At 56.5% G+C, this 16,371-nt stretch carries 14 protein-coding genes; 7 read left to right on the top strand and 7 right to left on the bottom strand.

Annotation, left to right across the window (positions count from 1 at the left end; all coding sequences use genetic code 11):
- Positions 1-12: 12 nt before the first annotated feature.
- The 3 genes from deoC to DYU11_RS10860 all read left to right on the top strand — a co-directional run bounded on the left by deoC (position 13) and on the right by DYU11_RS10860 (position 2,989).
- A complete protein-coding gene (deoC, locus tag DYU11_RS10870) occupies positions 13-780 on the top strand; it encodes a deoxyribose-phosphate aldolase (protein ID WP_119667706.1) in 768 nt (255 codons plus the stop codon).
- A 119-nt stretch (positions 781-899) separates the two neighbouring features.
- Positions 900-2,033 (top strand): hypothetical protein, encoded by a 1,134-nt coding sequence (locus DYU11_RS10865; RefSeq protein WP_119667705.1) that lies wholly within the window; start codon positions 900-902, stop codon positions 2,031-2,033.
- 41 nt (positions 2,034-2,074) lie between these two features.
- Entirely contained in the window at positions 2,075-2,989 is a 915-nt protein-coding gene (locus DYU11_RS10860; protein WP_119667704.1) for a sugar phosphate isomerase/epimerase family protein, read from the top strand.
- Positions 2,990-3,072: 83 nt separating this feature from the next.
- Here DYU11_RS10860 and DYU11_RS10855 read toward each other — a convergent pair whose 3' ends face one another.
- From DYU11_RS10855 to DYU11_RS10845, 3 genes are read right to left on the bottom strand one after another with little or no spacing between them, the layout of a single operon-like run.
- Positions 3,073-3,522 carry an RES family NAD+ phosphorylase gene (locus DYU11_RS10855; RefSeq protein WP_119667703.1) on the bottom strand — a complete coding sequence of 150 codons (450 nt, stop codon included), beginning with the start codon at positions 3,520-3,522 and terminating at the stop codon, positions 3,073-3,075.
- A gap of 3 nt (positions 3,523-3,525) precedes the next feature.
- Positions 3,526-3,909, bottom strand: coding sequence for an Xre family toxin-antitoxin system antitoxin (locus DYU11_RS10850; RefSeq protein WP_119667702.1), 384 nt, complete (start codon positions 3,907-3,909; stop codon positions 3,526-3,528).
- A 52-nt stretch (positions 3,910-3,961) separates the two neighbouring features.
- The gene (locus DYU11_RS10845) at positions 3,962-4,900 is read right to left on the bottom strand and encodes an alpha/beta fold hydrolase (RefSeq protein ID WP_119667701.1); all 939 of its coding nucleotides are present in this window, start codon (positions 4,898-4,900) and stop codon (positions 3,962-3,964) included.
- Between the two features lie 138 nt (positions 4,901-5,038).
- Here DYU11_RS10845 and DYU11_RS10840 point away from each other — a divergent pair, with 138 nt between their 5' ends.
- Positions 5,039-5,614: a DUF4142 domain-containing protein gene (locus DYU11_RS10840; RefSeq protein WP_119667700.1), complete on the top strand. Its 576-nt coding sequence runs from the start codon at positions 5,039-5,041 to the stop codon at positions 5,612-5,614.
- Between the two features lie 112 nt (positions 5,615-5,726).
- On the opposite strand, the gene DYU11_RS10835 is transcribed toward DYU11_RS10840, so the two are convergent.
- Complete coding sequence (locus DYU11_RS10835; RefSeq protein WP_119667699.1) at positions 5,727-9,065, bottom strand: glycosyl hydrolase; 3,339 nt, start codon at positions 9,063-9,065, stop codon at positions 5,727-5,729.
- Positions 9,066-9,521: 456 nt separating this feature from the next.
- Between DYU11_RS10835 and DYU11_RS10830 the strand changes: the two genes are divergently transcribed.
- Together DYU11_RS10830 and DYU11_RS10825 are read left to right on the top strand one after the other, a co-directional pair.
- A complete protein-coding gene (locus tag DYU11_RS10830; protein ID WP_119668295.1) occupies positions 9,522-10,676 on the top strand; it encodes a zinc-dependent alcohol dehydrogenase in 1,155 nt (384 codons plus the stop codon).
- An 11-nt stretch (positions 10,677-10,687) separates the two neighbouring features.
- Positions 10,688-11,185, top strand: a complete 498-nt coding sequence (locus tag DYU11_RS10825; protein WP_119667698.1) for a hypothetical protein — start codon at positions 10,688-10,690, stop codon at positions 11,183-11,185.
- A gap of 174 nt (positions 11,186-11,359) precedes the next feature.
- On the opposite strand, the gene DYU11_RS10820 is transcribed toward DYU11_RS10825, so the two are convergent.
- The 3 genes from DYU11_RS10820 to DYU11_RS10810 all read right to left on the bottom strand — a co-directional run bounded on the left by DYU11_RS10820 (position 11,360) and on the right by DYU11_RS10810 (position 15,794).
- Positions 11,360-12,997 (bottom strand): DUF4435 domain-containing protein, encoded by a 1,638-nt coding sequence (locus tag DYU11_RS10820; RefSeq protein WP_119667697.1) that lies wholly within the window; start codon positions 12,995-12,997, stop codon positions 11,360-11,362.
- Positions 12,998-13,075: 78 nt separating this feature from the next.
- Entirely contained in the window at positions 13,076-15,010 is a 1,935-nt protein-coding gene (gene dnaK / locus DYU11_RS10815; RefSeq protein ID WP_119667696.1) for a molecular chaperone DnaK, read from the bottom strand.
- 232 nt (positions 15,011-15,242) lie between these two features.
- Complete coding sequence (locus DYU11_RS10810; RefSeq protein ID WP_119667695.1) at positions 15,243-15,794, bottom strand: DUF937 domain-containing protein; 552 nt, start codon at positions 15,792-15,794, stop codon at positions 15,243-15,245.
- Positions 15,795-15,915: 121 nt separating this feature from the next.
- On the opposite strand from DYU11_RS10810, the gene DYU11_RS10805 reads away from it, so the two are divergent.
- On the top strand, positions 15,916-16,323 hold the full coding sequence (locus DYU11_RS10805) for a nuclease A inhibitor family protein (protein ID WP_119667694.1): 408 nt from the start codon (positions 15,916-15,918) through the stop codon (positions 16,321-16,323).
- The last annotated feature ends 48 nt before the right edge of the window (positions 16,324-16,371 follow it).

The raw sequence follows: 16,371 nt of genomic DNA, 5'->3' as shown, positions 1-16,371 counted from the left end.
TTCTTCGTACTCATGAGCCAGACCCTTGTCCGCGAGATTGCCAAACTGATTGACCACTCGCTTCTTCACCCCACGCTGACCGACGCCGAACTGCGCGACGGCTGCGAACTCGCCAGACGCTACGACGTCGCGTCCGTCTGCATCAAACCGTACGCCGTCCGGATGGCGGCCGAACTGCTGGCCGGTTCCGACGTCCTGGTTGGTACGGTCATTGGGTTCCCCCACGGCAACAGTACCATCGACGTAAAGGTCGCCGAAACCGAACAAGCCTGCCGGGACGGGGCCGTTGAGATTGATATGGTCGTCAACATCGGCAAGGTCCTCGGCAACGACTGGGACTACGTTCAGGCGGAAATCCAGGCCGTTAAAGACGCCTGCACCCAACACGGGGCCATTCTGAAGGTCATTTTTGAAAACGACTACCTCCCGGACGATGCCTACAAGATCCGGCTGTGCGACATCTGCACGGCCGTTAAAGCGGAGTTTGTCAAGACCTCGACCGGCTATGGCTTCGTGAAGGGGCCCGACGGGACGTATTCGTACGAAGGAGCCACGGAGCATGACCTGCGGCTGATGCTCGATCACGTCGGGCCGGGGATTCAGGTCAAAGCCGCGGGCGGTGTCCGGACCCTGGACGGCCTGCTGCGCGTCAAAGCGATGGGCGTTACGCGCCTGGGGGCCAGCGCAACGGCCACCATCATGGAAGACGCTTATCGTCGCTTCGGCGTCGTGGGCGCAGACACTCCCACCAAGCCGGTTCAGGAATCGAAAGGGTACTAGTTTGTAGTTTGTAGTTTATCGGTTTGTGGCTTCTGTATACGATACACCATCATTCATACCGTGGCGAGACTTCACGCCCTGAACCATAAACCACAAACCGAAAAACCACAAACCGTACGATGCACCTATCCGCCCGCCTACAATCGCTCCTCGACCGGTTACGGACCACCGGCCCGCAGTCGCCCTACAAGGCGTTTGTGGGGCTCGATGGGTACGTCGATAAGATTCAGAAGGTGGTCCGGGCCAAACGCCCCGACGGCAACGACTACTTCGGCCAGATCAGTGAACTGGCCGACCTGCTGCACACCCTCGCCGGCAAAAGCGGCCAGATCGAACTCGTGACGCTGGCAACCAAGATCGGCGGGAACGCACCCATTATGGCGCAGGCGCTGGCATCGCTGGGCGTATCGAATCGCTGCATCGGTACCCTGAGCGATCCGGTATTCGATCGAATGCACCGCGGTTGCGAACTGGTCTCGCTTGGTCCGCCGGCCGAAACCAACGCCCTGGAGTTCGGCGACGGGAAACTCATCTTTTCGGAAGTATCGGTTTTTGACCGGCTGCGCTGGTCGTTTCTGGTAGAGCAACTAGGTATCGATCTGCTTCGTCGGCAATACGCCGAAAGCCAGCTGGTCGCGTTTGTGGACTGGGCCAACCTGCCGCACAGCCTTGACGTATGGGCACAGTATCTGCGCGAGGTCGTTCAACCGGCGCCGACCGACCCCGGCCGACACTTGTTTTTCGATCTCTGCGACCCCACCAAACGGTCGGCCGACTCGATCCGGCAGGCCCTGGCGATCGTGGCTCAGTACGCGCCCTACGGCCACGTCACGCTGGGTATGAACGAGAACGAGGCCCGGCGCATTTACCTGGCCTTGCACGATCACAGCCCCGCCGACGCGCTGCGGCTGGCTCAGACGCCGGACCTGCCCGAGATTGCCCGGTGTATCCGGGAGAAAACGACGATTCCGGCGGTGATGATTCATCCCATCGATTGCTCGCTGGTAGCCACGGACGTCGGGGTAGTGGCCATGCCCGGCCGACTGGTCCCGGTGCCCAAAGTACTCACCGGCGGGGGCGACAACCTCAACGCGGGCTACTGCTGGGGCCTGCTGCACGGCTTCTCCCTGGCGGACTGTCTGCTGCTGGGCATGGCCACCTCGGGGGCTTACATCGAAACCGGCGTTAGTCCGGACCCTGGTCAATTGATGACCTACCTCGACAATTGGCTGACTGAGGTAGCCTCCAACTAATGGCATTCCCTTATTTTTGCCTTTTCCCAAACCAAAACCCTATGCTTCAGTTAGGCTTTGTCAGCGCCATCCTGGCCGATTATGATCTTGAATCGGTCTTCAAATTTGCCGCCGAACACCGCTTCCAGTGCGTGGAAGTGATGTGCTGGCCCACCGACAACAGCGATACCCGCCGGTACGCGGGGGTTACTCACATTGATGTCGACAACCTCAACGTAGCCCACGTCAAGGCACTCCAGCAGCAGTACGGCGTTTTTATTTCCGGACTGGGGTACTACCCCAATCCCCTCGACCCCGACGCGGAGAAGGCCGGGTTTTACCGCGAGCACATCAAGAAAGTAATCCGGGCCGCGGCTGCGCTGGACGTACCGGTCGTCAATACGTTCATCGGTCGCGATCCGGCGCTGACCATCACCGACAACCTGAAGCGGTTTGCCGACCACTGGCCCGCCCTTGTGCAGGAAGCCGAAGCGGCCAACGTAACGATCGGGATTGAAAACTGCCCGATGTGGTTCACCAACGACGAATGGCCGGGCGGCCGGAACCTCGCCACCACGCCGGCTATCTGGGACCGGATGTTCGAGATCATTCCGTCGCGGGCGCTGGGCCTGAACTACGACCCCTCGCACCTGATCTGGCAGATGATGGACGAAGTGCGGCCCCTCTACGACTATAGGGACCGGCTGCACCACATTCACCTCAAGGACGTAAAGCTGTACCGCGACAAGCTCAACCGCGTGGGCATCATGGCCAATCCGCTGGAGTATCATTCGCCCAAGCTGCCCGGACTGGGCGACGTTCGCTGGCGCGACTTTTTTGCGGCCCTGACGGATGTACGGTACCGCGGGCCGATTTGTATCGAAGTGGAAGACAAAGCCTACGAAAGCAGCCCGGCCGACGTACAGACGGCTATCCTAACCGCCCGGAATTACCTGAGCCAGTTTCTGGTGCTGTAAGGCCGGCTGCCGGCTGATCGACCTCAGCAGCCATTGGGTTAACCGCCCCGGGCTTGTGCAGGCGATTGCGAGGGGCTGTAGGGCTATTGCTTAATGCGCGGATCGAACACGAACGGCTCGGTGCGGACGAGCTGAATTGTCGAAAAATCGGGGTGGCCGGGATTCAGCAGGTAGTTCCACTCGTTCGGAATGATGGCCGATGGCACCTGCAGGACCGCCGTTTTGCCGGTCTGCAGCCATTCTTCACCCCGTTGCTGGCAGTACACGTAGTTCTGAAAGTCAAACCAGTTCGGCGGCAAACTCGCCGGTGCGATGGGTTCGATGGGCAACGTATCGGGGATGTCGATCACCATCACCCGGAACACGTCCTGAAGCCCCTCCCCGCTGCGATGCACGACGTTTTCGAGACAGGCCAGCGCCCGCGTAGCCGCGGTGTAGATCACAAACCGGCCCCGCGCGTTCCAGCGGGCCGCCCCACCGGATGCCACCAGTCGGTCAGCGTATATGGCTTTGGTAATTCGGTATACCCGCATGCGTTACGCCAGGTCACCGTATTCAATCCGGACGAGTTCGTCCATAATCAGGTCGATCCCACCCGAGGTGTGGAGCAGATCGAACGGCACCTGATTGCCGAGCCCGTAGGCGGGTTTGTCCATCCAGCGCCGGAACGCATCCATCGACCCGAACACCTCCGGCCCCTTCTGGAACAGCGCCATGATTTTCAGTGCCTTCTCACTGTCCTGCGGATTCAGTCTCTTTTGTTCGCGTTCGTACCGCTGAAAGGTCTTCAGCGACGTATCAAACACTTCGGCGAGCTGTTCGCGCCGGTAGCCGGTCAGATCGGCCACCTCGAAAAACGTGGTAGCCGGCACCCCTTTCAGGGCAGAAAAAACGATGGCGGTACGGTCCTGTAATAGCATGGCACAAATATCAGAATTTTGTCCATACAACCAAGAAAATTGTCTGATAGTTTCAGGATTCGTCCCGCAGGAACGTCTTCAGCAGGTCGTTTACCCGGGCTGGCTCTTCGTGCTGAACCCAGTGGGTAGCTTCCTCGAGATATACCAGCCGGCCGTGGTCGCAGCGTTCGATACTGGCCTGAGCCATATCCCGGTGCAGAAACTGGTCACGGGCGCCCCAGAGTAGCAGCGTCGGCACGGTAATGCGTCGGGCCGCGTTCGGCCGGGCCGCGCCTGGTTGGTTTGCGGTCGACTGCTGCCCCGCGGTCGGGCTACGTCTGGTCTGACCGAACGCGGCCCGATACCAGTTGATCATTGCTCTGAACGCGGTCATGCCGTAGCGGTCGGACTGGGTCCAGGCCTCGCGGTAGTACCGCATGTCCTCGTCAGAGAACGTACCGGGTCGGCTGCTGCGGTGCATAGCCCGCGACATGGCCCGCCAGTTGCCGAGCCGCAAGACCCACTCCGGCAGCCTGGGTACCTGAAAAAAGAAGATATACCAGCTTCGGAGCGCCTGCCGCGGGCTGGTGGCGATGAACCGGGCCATCACGCCCGGATGCGGTACGTTCAGAATCACCAGCCGTCGGATGCGTTCGGGATGGGTCATGGCCAGCCGCCAGGCGACCAGTCCCCCCCAGTCGTGTCCCACGATGAATGCCTGCGGCTCCCTGGCCGCGTCAATCAGACCGATCACGTCCTCAACCAAGGCATCGACGCGGTAATCGGCTACGCCGGCGGGCTTTTCGCTTTGGTTATACCCCCGCTGATCGGGCACCCAGACCCGGTAGCCGGCCGCAGCCAGGTCGTCGATCTGCTTCCGCCAGCCGTACCAGAACTCCGGAAATCCGTGCAGCAGAATCACCAGCGGTCCATCGGCCGGGCCGGCGGCCACTACGTGCAGCCGTACGCCCGCGCTCCGTTCAGTTTTCGTTTGGACAAAAAAATGGTTCATATACTACGTAACGCAGCAGACCACCGACCGGCCTGCGAACAGCCTGCCCATTTAATAAGGTTTCTCCCCGTTGACCAACCATAAGCGGAGAGCGTAGTTTTACCGACAAACTCACATAGACTCAATTAGCACAACGGTATGAAAAAGACAAGCTTAATCTGGCTCCTGGCGCTCAGCAGTCTGACGTTCCAGGCCTGCAACGAAAACAAGAAAGACAGCGACGACAGCGTCGAGAATGCCCACGACGCCAATGATATGAAAGAACAGGCCGGTTCGGGTCAGGACGACGACGTCAACGACTTTGCCGTGAAGGCCGCCAACGGTGGTCTGCTCGAAGTAGAGCTCGGGCGGCTCGCCCAGGAGAAAGCCCAGAACGCCGACGTAAAGGCGTTTGGTGCCATGATGGTAGAAGAACACCAGAAAGCGAATCAGGAACTGAAAGCCCTGGCCGCTCAGAAGAACATCACCCTGCCCACAACCCTGGGTGAGGACGCTCAGAAGCACGTCGACGAACTCAGCCGGCTATCGGGCGCGGAGTTCGATAAGAAATACATCGACCTGATGGTTGAAGACCACGAGGAAGACGTCAAGCTGTTCAAAGAAGCGGCCGACGACGCCGACGATGCTGACATGAAAGCGTTTGCGGCCAAGACCCTCCCCACCCTGCAGAAGCACCTGGAGCGGGTAACCACGCTGGACAAAAACATGGACTGATAGGTCCGGTTGACGCCATACCAAGCAGCCTGCCCCAACTTGCGGCAGGCTGCTCTTTTTCGGCCGCAGGCGATCAGTTCAGCCACCGGAGTATCCACTCACGGGCGGACCGTTATAACCCTGTCTGTTTCCTCACCGAAACCGTAACCGGGCCCATCAGTCCGGCGGGCAACAGAGGGGCATTGGCCTGGTAGAACGGCATCGTCGTGAAGGTAATTTTCCGGGTTACGTCCGGCTGCGCATCCCCGATCAGGCGATTGACCCACAGGTTGGTTACGTTGATCTGGATGGCATTCCGGCCCGGTTTGAGGGCGTCGGTGACGTCCAGCCGGAACGGTTTTTTCCAGACGGTGCCCACGGCTTTTCCGTTGACGATGACCTCGGCGATGTTTTTGACCTCACCCAAATTCAGGACGTAGCGGCCGGTTTTATCCAGCGTCGGCAGGTCAAACGCGTTCTTGTAAGTAGCCGTACCGGAGAAAAACTTAATTCCGGCGTCGGCATTGTCCGTCCAGGATGTCAGCTGCGGGAACGTAGCCTGCTCCGGTGCACCCCGACCGGCCTGAAACTGCACGGTCCAGGGCCCCTCAACCTGCGCAACTTCCGCCGTCGACAGGGTCGGTTTGGTAAAGGAGGCTGCTGTGGCCTTCTGCCGGAACACGATGAAATACGCATCCCAGGGGTCAAACGTCAGCGGAATAAGGGTCCGGCCGTCTTTGATTTCATAGGACACTGCTTCGATCCGGCCCGTCTGCGGATGCCATAGTTCCGGCACTTTTCCCAGTACCCGGAAACTCACCACGGCTTCGTTGGGCGCGTCGCTCCGGCTGTTGAGCCAGTACACATCCTGATTGTCGAGCCGGCGGTGGACATACAGCACCTCGGATTTCGCGTTCGATACGGCCACATCCTTCGGCAGACTCAACGCGGCCAGCACCGCATCGATGGGTTTATCGATGACGTTCGGATGCCGCCAGAGTTCGTTGACCACCGCCTGGAATTCGGTGGGGTTATCGCTCAGACTGGGTGAGCGTTCGGGCTTCGTGCCGGTGAGTTTAATCCCGGCTTTGACCAGATCCCGGAGCGTTTTCAGCACCGGCAGGGTCATCTGCCGGGCCGACGGGTCCAGCACCATAAGGCTGTAGGTCTGCCCGCTCGGTGCTACAATCTTGCCGTTGGCCACCTTGAGGGCCGTTTTGACGGCCGTAGCATTCACAAAGTCGTATTCATACCCGGCCGGGATGGGCGGCAACTGCCTGGCAAACAGCGCGGTAATGTTCTGGTTTTCGCCGTAGTAATACAGCACATCTACCACGGGTCGCCCCTGCTGGAGCAGGTAGCAGCTCCGACTCAGGTAATCGACCCAGGGTCTGGCCTGCTCAGCCCAGGTCTCGTGGCGGGTAAAGTATTGACCAAAGGGCCCCAGCGAAAACCCCGGCTGCTTATCATCCAGCGGCTGGTGTACCGACGTATGAATCACGAAGCGGTTCAGCCCCGAAGCCAGTTCCATATCCGCCGTGCGCTTCAGCTTTTCCGGATGAAAACTGAACGCATTCCCGACCGAGGTCATCGACTCGGCCGCGACCAGGTTCTGCCCGTACAGGTGCGCCACCGACGCTGACTCGCGGATATCCGCTTTGCTGCGGATTTCTTCGTCTGCCCCCCCAGCCAGACTCCCCGGCGTCCACATGGCCGACATCGGAATATCGGCCCGGCGTTTTACATCCATGCCGTCGGCCAGGTAAATCCGCTTGTTCTCGTGCGATTCGGTATACCGTTTCAGGCCCCGCTGGTGCAGGGCGTCGCCGATGACGTCGTAGTGACTGTCAACGATAAGTTCCCCGATGGTTTTTCGAAAATCCCACAGGAACTGTTCGCTGGCTTCCGTGCTGTTCACGACCCGGCCCGTCAGCACTGGGATCCAGGGTTTGAGGTCGTACCCGCGCCGACGGGCAAACTCGTCCGGCAGGGTTCTGGTCCAGGTCATGTGGCCGGCTTCGTAACTGTCAAGCACCATGTACTGAAGCCCTTTGGCCCCCATCTGTCCGCCGGTAGCCTCGCGGTACATATCGAGGTACGTATTGATGTAGTTTCGGACGGCTCCTTTGTCGAGTTTATCCACTTCGAGACCAGTGGCTTCGGGCGAGGCCGGGTGATTCTGCCGGCCCGTCAGCGAATAGCCCAGCCGCACAATGACCCAGTCGCCCGGCCGACCCGCCGGTGGGGTCCACGCCAGGGTACCGTCGGGCTGCATACGGTCGGTCAGATCGACCACATCCTCTGCCGGAATGGCGTCGGCCCCGGGCGAAGTCGGTAACGCAGGCTCCTCGTTCCAGGGGTTGAAACCAGCCTTGTCTTCGAACAGGTGAATCCGGTCGGTGGTGTGCAGAACCAGTTCCGCTACGTTCACGCCCTCGGGTTTGGGCGGCTCCGTCTTCAACCCCGCCATGGCCGCGAACATATTGACCTGCGGGGGCAGGGTTGTGAACGTAAACCGAAAATACCGGGCCGTGGTGGGCGGAATGCTCAGGGTATTCTGCGGAACGATACTGCCCGGAATGGCCACGACGGCCCGGAAATTCACCCCATCATCGCTGACTGTCAGCGAACGGTTCTGCGGCCCTCCGTTGAATTCTTCCAGCGCCACGTGGCTCGCGCCGGCAATGGTAAACGCCCTGAATGTCTGCGGAGTATCGAAGGCGTACTGAATCCACATCTCCTCGCCGACGGCCGTGGGCGGCAGGTAACGGGTCGTGGCCACGTCCCCATCGGTTAGCTGATTCAGGTCAAACGAGCCGCCACTCGACGTAACGGTCGGTTGCAGGGCCGTAAAGACCCGGTCCGTAGCAGGCAGCCGGTAAGCCATCACGGCTGCATCCTGGTAGAACGTCGGCAGCTGCGCTTCCCGCTGGGAGAGCAACGACGATTTGGGCATCTCCACCTGCTGAAACGGCCCCGTTATCGCCGGCGGCCGGGGCAATTTTCCCTGAAACGGCTGCCCGGCGCTGATCCGCGTTTCTGTCCAGACGTATTTCTTCATCCCATCCTGCGGCTGCACCCACGGACCACCCGTAACGCTCCAGCCCGGCGATCCGGCAATGGCCATCTCCAGTTGCAGCCGGCCCGCCTGATCCGTTGCGTGGCGGAAGGCTTCTTTCCAGCCGGGGGTCATAAACACCAGTTTTTGGGCCACCACCTGGGGCGTAAACAGGCTGGCATCAAAGTTCTGAAAACCACCAATACCAACCCGTTTCATCCATTCCAGGTCTTTAGTGATGCCTTCTTTTGAAATATTGCCGTTCATCCAGTGCCACCAGACCCGGGGGCGGGCTGATGCGGGCGGCTGCTGAAAACCGGCCTGTAAGGCGTTAACGGACTGCGAAACGGCCGGAATACGGAGCAGCGTCAGCAAGGCCACTACTTTCAGCCATGAGGTACGACGGGTAAGCATAGGGTCTACGGGTAAGCGAAAGGCGTGACCACCAACGAAAGGCGTTCATGCGCATGGCCACGGGGGTTGTATAGTCAATTAATCACGTTTGGAGCACGAACGCATCCTGCACTATCCCGACGTACGCCGGCTCGCCAGCCAGCGCGTACTCCGCAACCGCCGGTCCTGCAACCCTGAGCAAACGGACCACAGCGCCCCGTTGGCTAATCGACGCGAATTCTTAGCGTCTGGTCAAACCACCCCTCCAGTGCCGAAAAGCCCTCTGATAATCGGGCAAAACCCACCAGCCGACGGGCAGACAGCCCCTACATATCAATACTCTCGTATGCCTACCGTAGAACAAGTGTTTTGCATTTGGGTTACAGAATGCATTATACCCCGATCCGTACGCAGGCTGCGTGGCAGGCTATCCGGTACGGGGTTTGGTTCATTGTCGTACACCCAAAAACGATTCCCATGCTCGCCATGAATTACCGCGGCCCCCAGCGGGTTCGCATCGATCACAAACCCATGCCTGAAATCCTGCATCCGGAAGATGCCATCGTTCGGGTTACCCGCTCCTGCATCTGCGGGTCGGATCTGCACCTCTACAATGGCAACGTACCCGACACCCGGGTGGGGTCCACGTTTGGGCATGAATTTATTGGGGTGGTGGAAGAAGTCGGCGCCGACGTGCACATGATCAAGGTAGGCGACCAGGTCATTGTCCCTTTCAACATCGCCTGCGGCAAATGCGTCTTCTGCAAACAGGGGCTGTACGGCAACTGCCACGAGTCCAATCCGGAAGCGACGGCCGTGGGGGGCATTTTCGGCTATTCGCACACGGCCGGTGGCTACGACGGCGGGCAGGCCGAATACGTCCGGGTTCCCTACGCCAACGTCGGCCCGACGGTTATTCCCGACTGGATGCACCCCGACGATGCCGTGCTGCTGACCGATGTCGTGCCGACCGGCTACCAGGCCGCTGAAATGGGCGGGATTCAGCCCGGCGATACGGTCGTAGTGTTCGGCGCTGGTCCGGTGGGGATTATGGCGGCCCGCTGCGCCTGGCTATTCGGCGCGGCCCGCGTCATCGTCTTCGACCACGTTGACTACCGGCTTGAATTTGTCCGGAATTACGCCCATTGCGAAGCGTATAACTTCAAGGAGATTGACGACCCCGTCGTATTCGTCAAGCGGACTACCGACTGGCTGGGTGCCGATGTCTGCATCGACGCTGTAGGGGCCGAAGCGGCCGGCAGCGCCATGCAGACCATCACCGGTCGGAAACTGCTGCTCCAGGCTGGTTCGGCTACGGCGCTCCACTGGGCGATCAATTCCGTTAAAAAAGGAGGCATTGTGTCCATCGTTGGGGTATACGGGCCTACGGGCAACCTGATCCCCATCGGGAATGTCGTTAACAAAGGCATCACGATCCGGGCCAACCAGGCGTCGGTGAAGCGGCTGCTGCCCCGGCTGATCGAGCACATCAAAAACGGCATTCTTGACCCCAAGGCGATGATTACGCACCGGGTGCCGCTCGAAGAAGTGTCCGAAGCGTACCACATTTTCTCGGCCAAGCTCGACAACTGCATCAAACCTGTCTTAATTCCCCCATCAGCCAAACTGTAATCACAGCCGTCATGGAAGATTTAGCTAAAAACTTTGCGCACATCAAAGGCTGGGGTATCGACGCCGATCCGAAAAACGATCCGACGTACCCCATGCGCCACCGGGAAAAGGAGGAAGAAAAAGGCTATACCTGGGAGCGCCCGGCCCAGCAGCCTGTCAACATCGAGGTACTGCATTCCAACGAACGGCCCAACGTCAGCGCCGTCTTTGGTACGTCGGCGCCCCCGACGGGCCTGAGCGGCCAGCTTCGCCGGTACGCGTTTAAATACAGCGAATCGAGCTTTGGTCACTGGATTCCCCTGCTGCTGGCCGACCGGGTCAACGTCGTGGAGGGTATCATCGACGACATCAGACAGGGCCACGTACCCAACATTTTCGCCGAGAAAGGCTGGGGCGGTGACTGGAAATACGACCGCAAGGGGCTGGTACAGAAGGTACTCATCGGAGCTGCTATCACTACGGTGGTGTTCGCCCTGCTGAACCGCAAACCCGAGTTGAAGCGGGGGTAGCCGGCTGCTCTAAACAGACAAACGCCCCGGCCGTTACCAGCCGGGGCGTTTGCGTTGTGCAGTTACCTACACAGTCAGAAATATACATTAACGTTACTATGCTTTTCACCAACAACCCTTTTGATTGCTATTGCCAGCCAAACTGTGTCACAAGTTTGGCAAACGCTCCATAATTCACCAATTTCCACTAACGTAACTCTTCATAAATTGCCTGATCACTTGGCTGCTTGGAGATTGACTTTTCAAAATACTGATTATAAAATCTCTTATCATGTCGCCATTATTGATTAATCCACATTGTGCTGCAAACTCAGATCTCTCAAGCAATCTTTTAATATTAGCAACTCTTAATATTTCCAAATAACTACCTTGCGTAGATAGGTTTTCAAGTTCCAATTTTACATCAGCGTAGATACTACGATATGTATCTATTTTGAATGCATCACTAAGCACCGACTCCAGTGAGGTCCAATCGTCCACTCTATTATTTGTTGCTTGGTTTATAGTCTTCTTTACACGATGAATAGTACGCTCGATAACTTGTGCTTCTAAATCTTGACTAAATGCAGCTAACACTTTACTTTTCACATGTTGAAAAACGGCCTCAGCATCTTTGTGCATATGATTTGCAACTGCTTTCACCACTTCTTCTATCAAAAATAAATTCTCTATTTCTGCAAGTTGCAATACTTCTACTTTACGATCCTGTAGCCTTCTAATCTCATCATCGGTACGGCGGTCACGGTCAACTATACCTTTAGCAACAAGATGATGAAAATAATTCAGCCCATTGAACGTTTTGGTTGCATCTATTACTTCTTCACACCCCCCAACAGGAGTTACAGTATAATTGGGAAAAAGTACACTGTACAATAGATAATCAATACTTGTCCTTTGCCCTTCAACAAATAATACTGGCTTGCGGCTACCAAGAATCTCAAGATAAATTTCTTCAGGTATGTTACTGTCCTGCTGAATTTGCTGATATTCCCAAAAATTTACTCCATGAAACGATTTAAGCCACAGTTTATAAGCACCAACGCGTGATACAGCAAAATCAATATCGTGAGTTAGATATACGAATAAAACATCTGGGCGAGTTTTTTCAATCTTATCAAAAAGATTTTTCATTATTGATTTATGAATATGCAGCTCAGGCTCGTCTATAATGAGTATTGACTCTTGCTTTATACAAACTGCTTCGGCTATTAAGTAAAATATGACTCGTTCACCGTCACTCATTTGCGACCCGTTATATATTGTATTACTAAATGAATTTACCGAAGCAACTTCAATGGCCCCACTACGTTTTCTTAATTTCCGATGCGGTAAGAGTTCTTGCCAAATTGATATTACTTTATCTAATTTAGTATCGATATTTGGTGGAGTACCATTTTTAGAATTTTCCTTAAATTCAATAGATGTTTCAAACTCGTCAGAGAAAAGTAGCGTCATTAAAGGATAAAAGTCATTCGTCAAATATGTATTAGGGTTGTTTTGATATCGATGACTTCTCTTACCAGTTGTTTGTAACCAATCGCTCGTTTGATTTGGATCGTAATAACCATATAAAAAACTATACTCTGCTACAATTAAAGAGGTAGTATTTACTACATCAGGCATCATCAATGACTTTTGAGCAGTTATTCTATGAGTATCACGATTATTCTCTTCAATATAACTACCAAATCTAGTTTTACCAGAGCCATTCGCTCCAAGAATAACAATCGAATTAGTGATTTCTGGTAGCGTTAAGGCTGTAGACTGGCCATATGAATTATTGCTAAAAGGAATGTTTATAGTCCTTCTCATCGATGTTTATTTTGATCTTTTATGTGTGTATAAAAAACCCCGCCAAGAAATCTTGGCGGGGCTATATACTAATCTTTATTACTTCACTTCTTCGTACGGTACGTCCGATACGTTGCCGTCAGGACCGGTCGTCTGACCAGTCTGGCCGTTGGCTGCACCGTTACCGCCGTCAAAACCCGCGCCGTCTGTTGGGCCTGCCTGACCGTTGGTAGCGTTGTACAGCTCCTGTGAGGCCGCCCCCCAGGCTTCGTTCAGTTTGGTCATGGCGGCATCGATAGCCGCTACGTCGCGGGAACCGTGCGCCGTCCGCAGTTGACCCAGGGCATCTTCAATGGCCTGCTTGTTGCCGGCCGACAGCTTGTCGCCGTAGTCTTTCAGCTGCTTCTCGGTCTGGAAAATCAGCGAGTCGGCCTGGTTGACCTTCTCGATCTTCTCACGCTCGGCTTTGTCGGCCGCTTCGTTGGCTTTCGCTTCTTCACGCATCCGGTTGATTTCGGCGTCGGTCAGACCGCTCGACGCTTCGATGCGGATCTTCTGCTCTTTGCCGGTGCCTTTGTCGCGGGCCGTTACGTTCAGAATCCCGTTGGCGTCTACGTCGAAGGTTACCTCAATCTGCGGTACCCCACGCGGTGCGGGCGGAATGTCCGACAGGATAAACCGGCCCAACTGACGGTTTTGCTGCGCCATTGGGCGCTCGCCCTGCAGCACGTTGATTTCTACGCTCGGCTGGTTATCCGACGCCGTCGAGAACACCTCTACTTTCTTGCTGGGAATGGTCGTATTGGCTTCTACCATCTTGGTGAAAACCCCGCCCATCGTTTCGATACCCAGCGAGAGCGGAATCACGTCGAGCAGCAGTACGTCTTTCACTTCACCCGTCAGAACGCCCCCCTGGATGGCAGCCCCAATCGCTACGGCTTCGTCCGGGTTAACGGCTTTTGACGGCTTCTTGCCGAACAGCTTTTCGACTTCGTCCTGCACTTTGGGAATCCGGGTTGACCCACCCACCAGAATCACTTCGTCGATCTGGCTGGCCGACAGCCCGGCGTTCTTCAGCGCCCGGCGGCACGGCTCCAGGCTCCGCTGAATCAGCGAATCCGCCAGTTGTTCGAACTTCGCGCGGCTCAGCGAACGGACCAGGTGCTTCGGAATCCCGTTCACCGGCATGATGTACGGCAGGTTAATTTCCGTCGACGACGAGGACGACAGCTCAATTTTTGCCTTCTCGGCGGCTTCCTTCAGGCGTTGCAGCGCCATCGGGTCCTGACGCAGGTCGATGCCTTCGTCGGCTTTAAATTCGTTGGCGAGCCAGTCGATGATCACCTGGTCGAAGTCGTCACCCCCGAGGTGCGTATCCCCATCGGTTGCTTTTACCTCGAAAACACCGTCGCCCAGTTCGAGGATGGAAATATCGAACGTACCGCCACCTAAGTCGAATACGGCAATTTTAAGGTCTTTATCGGTCTTGTCCAGACCGTAGGCCAGGGCCGCAGCCGTTGGCTCGTTAATAATGCGCTTAACATCGAGACCCGCAATCTGGCCCGCTTCTTTCGTGGCCTGACGCTGGGCGTCGTTGAAGTACGCCGGCACGGTGATGACGGCTTCAGTTACGGTCTGGCCAAGGTAATCTTCGGCCGTCTGCTTCATCTTCTGCAGAATCAGCGCCGAAATCTCCTGGGGCGTGTATTGCCGGTCGCCGATCCGAACACGCGGTGTGTTGTTCGGTCCGTTCTCAACCGTGTAGGCTGTATTCTTCAATTCGTTGGTAACCTCATCGTAGCGACGGCCCATGAACCGCTTGATGGAAGCAATGGTGTTCTTGGGGTTCGTAATCGCCTGACGTTTGGCCGGGTCACCTACTTTCCGCTCGCCGTTGCCGTTGTCCATAAAGGCCACTACCGAGGGGGTCGTCCGACGTCCTTCGCTGTTCGGAATTACCACCGGCTCGTTACCTTCCATAACGGCCACGCACGAGTTGGTTGTACCTAAGTCAATGCCAATAATCTTTCCCATATTGTTGGTTTAGTTCTATCGTGATGTTAGTTGCTGACAGACGTATACTCTTTATCAAGCAATATGCCAGCCCCCGATTTTGTTCAGTTTTCTGCCAATCTGTCAGCGCATTCTGAGCCGAAGGGCCAACCTGGCCGGGTTCCTGTGAATCCGGTTGACCACTCTGTCAGTTTGAAAAAATGCCCGCTCCAACCGGTTGGAGCGGGCATCTCTGTTTCGGCTGCGCAACGGGTCAGCGGCCACCGAAAAGGCCGCCGAGCATACCGCCCAGGCCACCACTACCCGACTGCTGACCGCCCCCGTTCATGACCCGCATCAGATCGCTCATGTCCAGCCGGCCGTCGGCCATTGCCGATTGCGCCATGCTCATCCAGTCGGTGCCCTGCTGGCCCGTAGCGGCTCCCATGATGCTATTGGCGTCAACGCTGTTGTCGTTCGGGTCCTGTGCCTTGTTCATCAGTTTGTTCAGCACGATGGGCACGACCGCCGAGGCCACCGACATCGCTACCTGCGGGGAGATACCAAGCCGCTCCATCAGGTTTTGCTGTACGTTCTGCTGCACGCCCTGTGTAACGGCGCCCTGCTGTTCCTGCCCGCCCTGGCCCATGACCATGCTCAGCAGGTTACCCAGGCCACCGCCCTGCGCCTGTTGCTGCAAACCACCCAGAATACCGCTCGAAACGGCCTGCATGGCATCTTCGTTCTGCTGATTCGGAATGGCCGGATTGTTGATGATCGCGTCGCCTGACTGCTGACGCACGAGGTTCATTAGGGTTTCTAACATGATTACCTGGGTTTACGTAAGGTGGTTTGCCTTTATTTTACTTAAAAATTCAGAAGGTTTAACCCCCTGAATGAGGCATTGTTCTCAACTTTGACGCAATTTGACGCAAACGTAACGTTGCATGGAAACACACCCGTCCCTGACCGATCAGATTTCCCCGCTCCTGACGGATTTATATTACCCGAGCGAATCCGACGAGCCGGTCGAATTGATTAGCTGTTACCTCGACCAACCGGAACCGCTTACCGTCAGTCAAATAAAAGACTGGCAGATGGTCCCGCCCGAAGTATACGTAGACGAAATTCCGGAAGAGCAGTTCTGGCAACCGGTCATTACCGAACAGGACTGGTACGACGACACCGAAAAAGCCCGCACTAAGCGCTTTCAACAACTCAAACAGGTACTGGAACAGCACCTCACGGACCGGCAGGTCTTCCGCGTCGGCACCATTGAAGTGGATCTGCTGCTGATCGGCAAACAGGCCAACGGCGAACGCGTGGGAATCAAGACGAAGGTGATAGAGACGTAAGGGGGAGGAAAGGGAGAAGGGAATAAAGGAGGAAAAGGAGGAAAGCAG

It is taken from the genome of Fibrisoma montanum (assembly GCF_003583365.1).
In the GTDB taxonomy this organism is placed as follows: Bacteria; Bacteroidota; Bacteroidia; order Cytophagales; family Spirosomataceae; genus Fibrisoma; species Fibrisoma montanum.
Note: the sequence above shows the minus strand (reverse complement) of the source record. Positions and strands in the feature narration are given on the sequence as shown.

Excerpts from the sequence above, each read along its gene's own strand:
- deoC (WP_119667706.1), top strand. The coding sequence starts at position 13 with ATGAGCCAGACCCTTGTCCGCGAGATTGCCAAACTGATTGACCACTCG.
- DYU11_RS10865 (WP_119667705.1), top strand. The coding sequence starts at position 900 with ATGCACCTATCCGCCCGCCTACAATCGCTCCTCGACCGGTTACGGACC.
- DYU11_RS10860 (WP_119667704.1), top strand. The coding sequence starts at position 2,075 with ATGCTTCAGTTAGGCTTTGTCAGCGCCATCCTGGCCGATTATGATCTT.
- DYU11_RS10855 (WP_119667703.1), bottom strand. The coding sequence starts at position 3,522 with ATGCGGGTATACCGAATTACCAAAGCCATATACGCTGACCGACTGGTG.
- DYU11_RS10850 (WP_119667702.1), bottom strand. The coding sequence starts at position 3,909 with ATGCTATTACAGGACCGTACCGCCATCGTTTTTTCTGCCCTGAAAGGG.
- DYU11_RS10845 (WP_119667701.1), bottom strand. The coding sequence starts at position 4,900 with ATGAACCATTTTTTTGTCCAAACGAAAACTGAACGGAGCGCGGGCGTA.
- DYU11_RS10840 (WP_119667700.1), top strand. The coding sequence starts at position 5,039 with ATGAAAAAGACAAGCTTAATCTGGCTCCTGGCGCTCAGCAGTCTGACG.
- DYU11_RS10835 (WP_119667699.1), bottom strand. The coding sequence starts at position 9,065 with ATGCTTACCCGTCGTACCTCATGGCTGAAAGTAGTGGCCTTGCTGACG.
- DYU11_RS10830 (WP_119668295.1), top strand. The coding sequence starts at position 9,522 with ATGCTCGCCATGAATTACCGCGGCCCCCAGCGGGTTCGCATCGATCAC.
- DYU11_RS10825 (WP_119667698.1), top strand. The coding sequence starts at position 10,688 with ATGGAAGATTTAGCTAAAAACTTTGCGCACATCAAAGGCTGGGGTATC.
- DYU11_RS10820 (WP_119667697.1), bottom strand. The coding sequence starts at position 12,997 with ATGAGAAGGACTATAAACATTCCTTTTAGCAATAATTCATATGGCCAG.
- dnaK (WP_119667696.1), bottom strand. The coding sequence starts at position 15,010 with ATGGGAAAGATTATTGGCATTGACTTAGGTACAACCAACTCGTGCGTG.
- DYU11_RS10810 (WP_119667695.1), bottom strand. The coding sequence starts at position 15,794 with ATGTTAGAAACCCTAATGAACCTCGTGCGTCAGCAGTCAGGCGACGCG.
- DYU11_RS10805 (WP_119667694.1), top strand. The coding sequence starts at position 15,916 with ATGGAAACACACCCGTCCCTGACCGATCAGATTTCCCCGCTCCTGACG.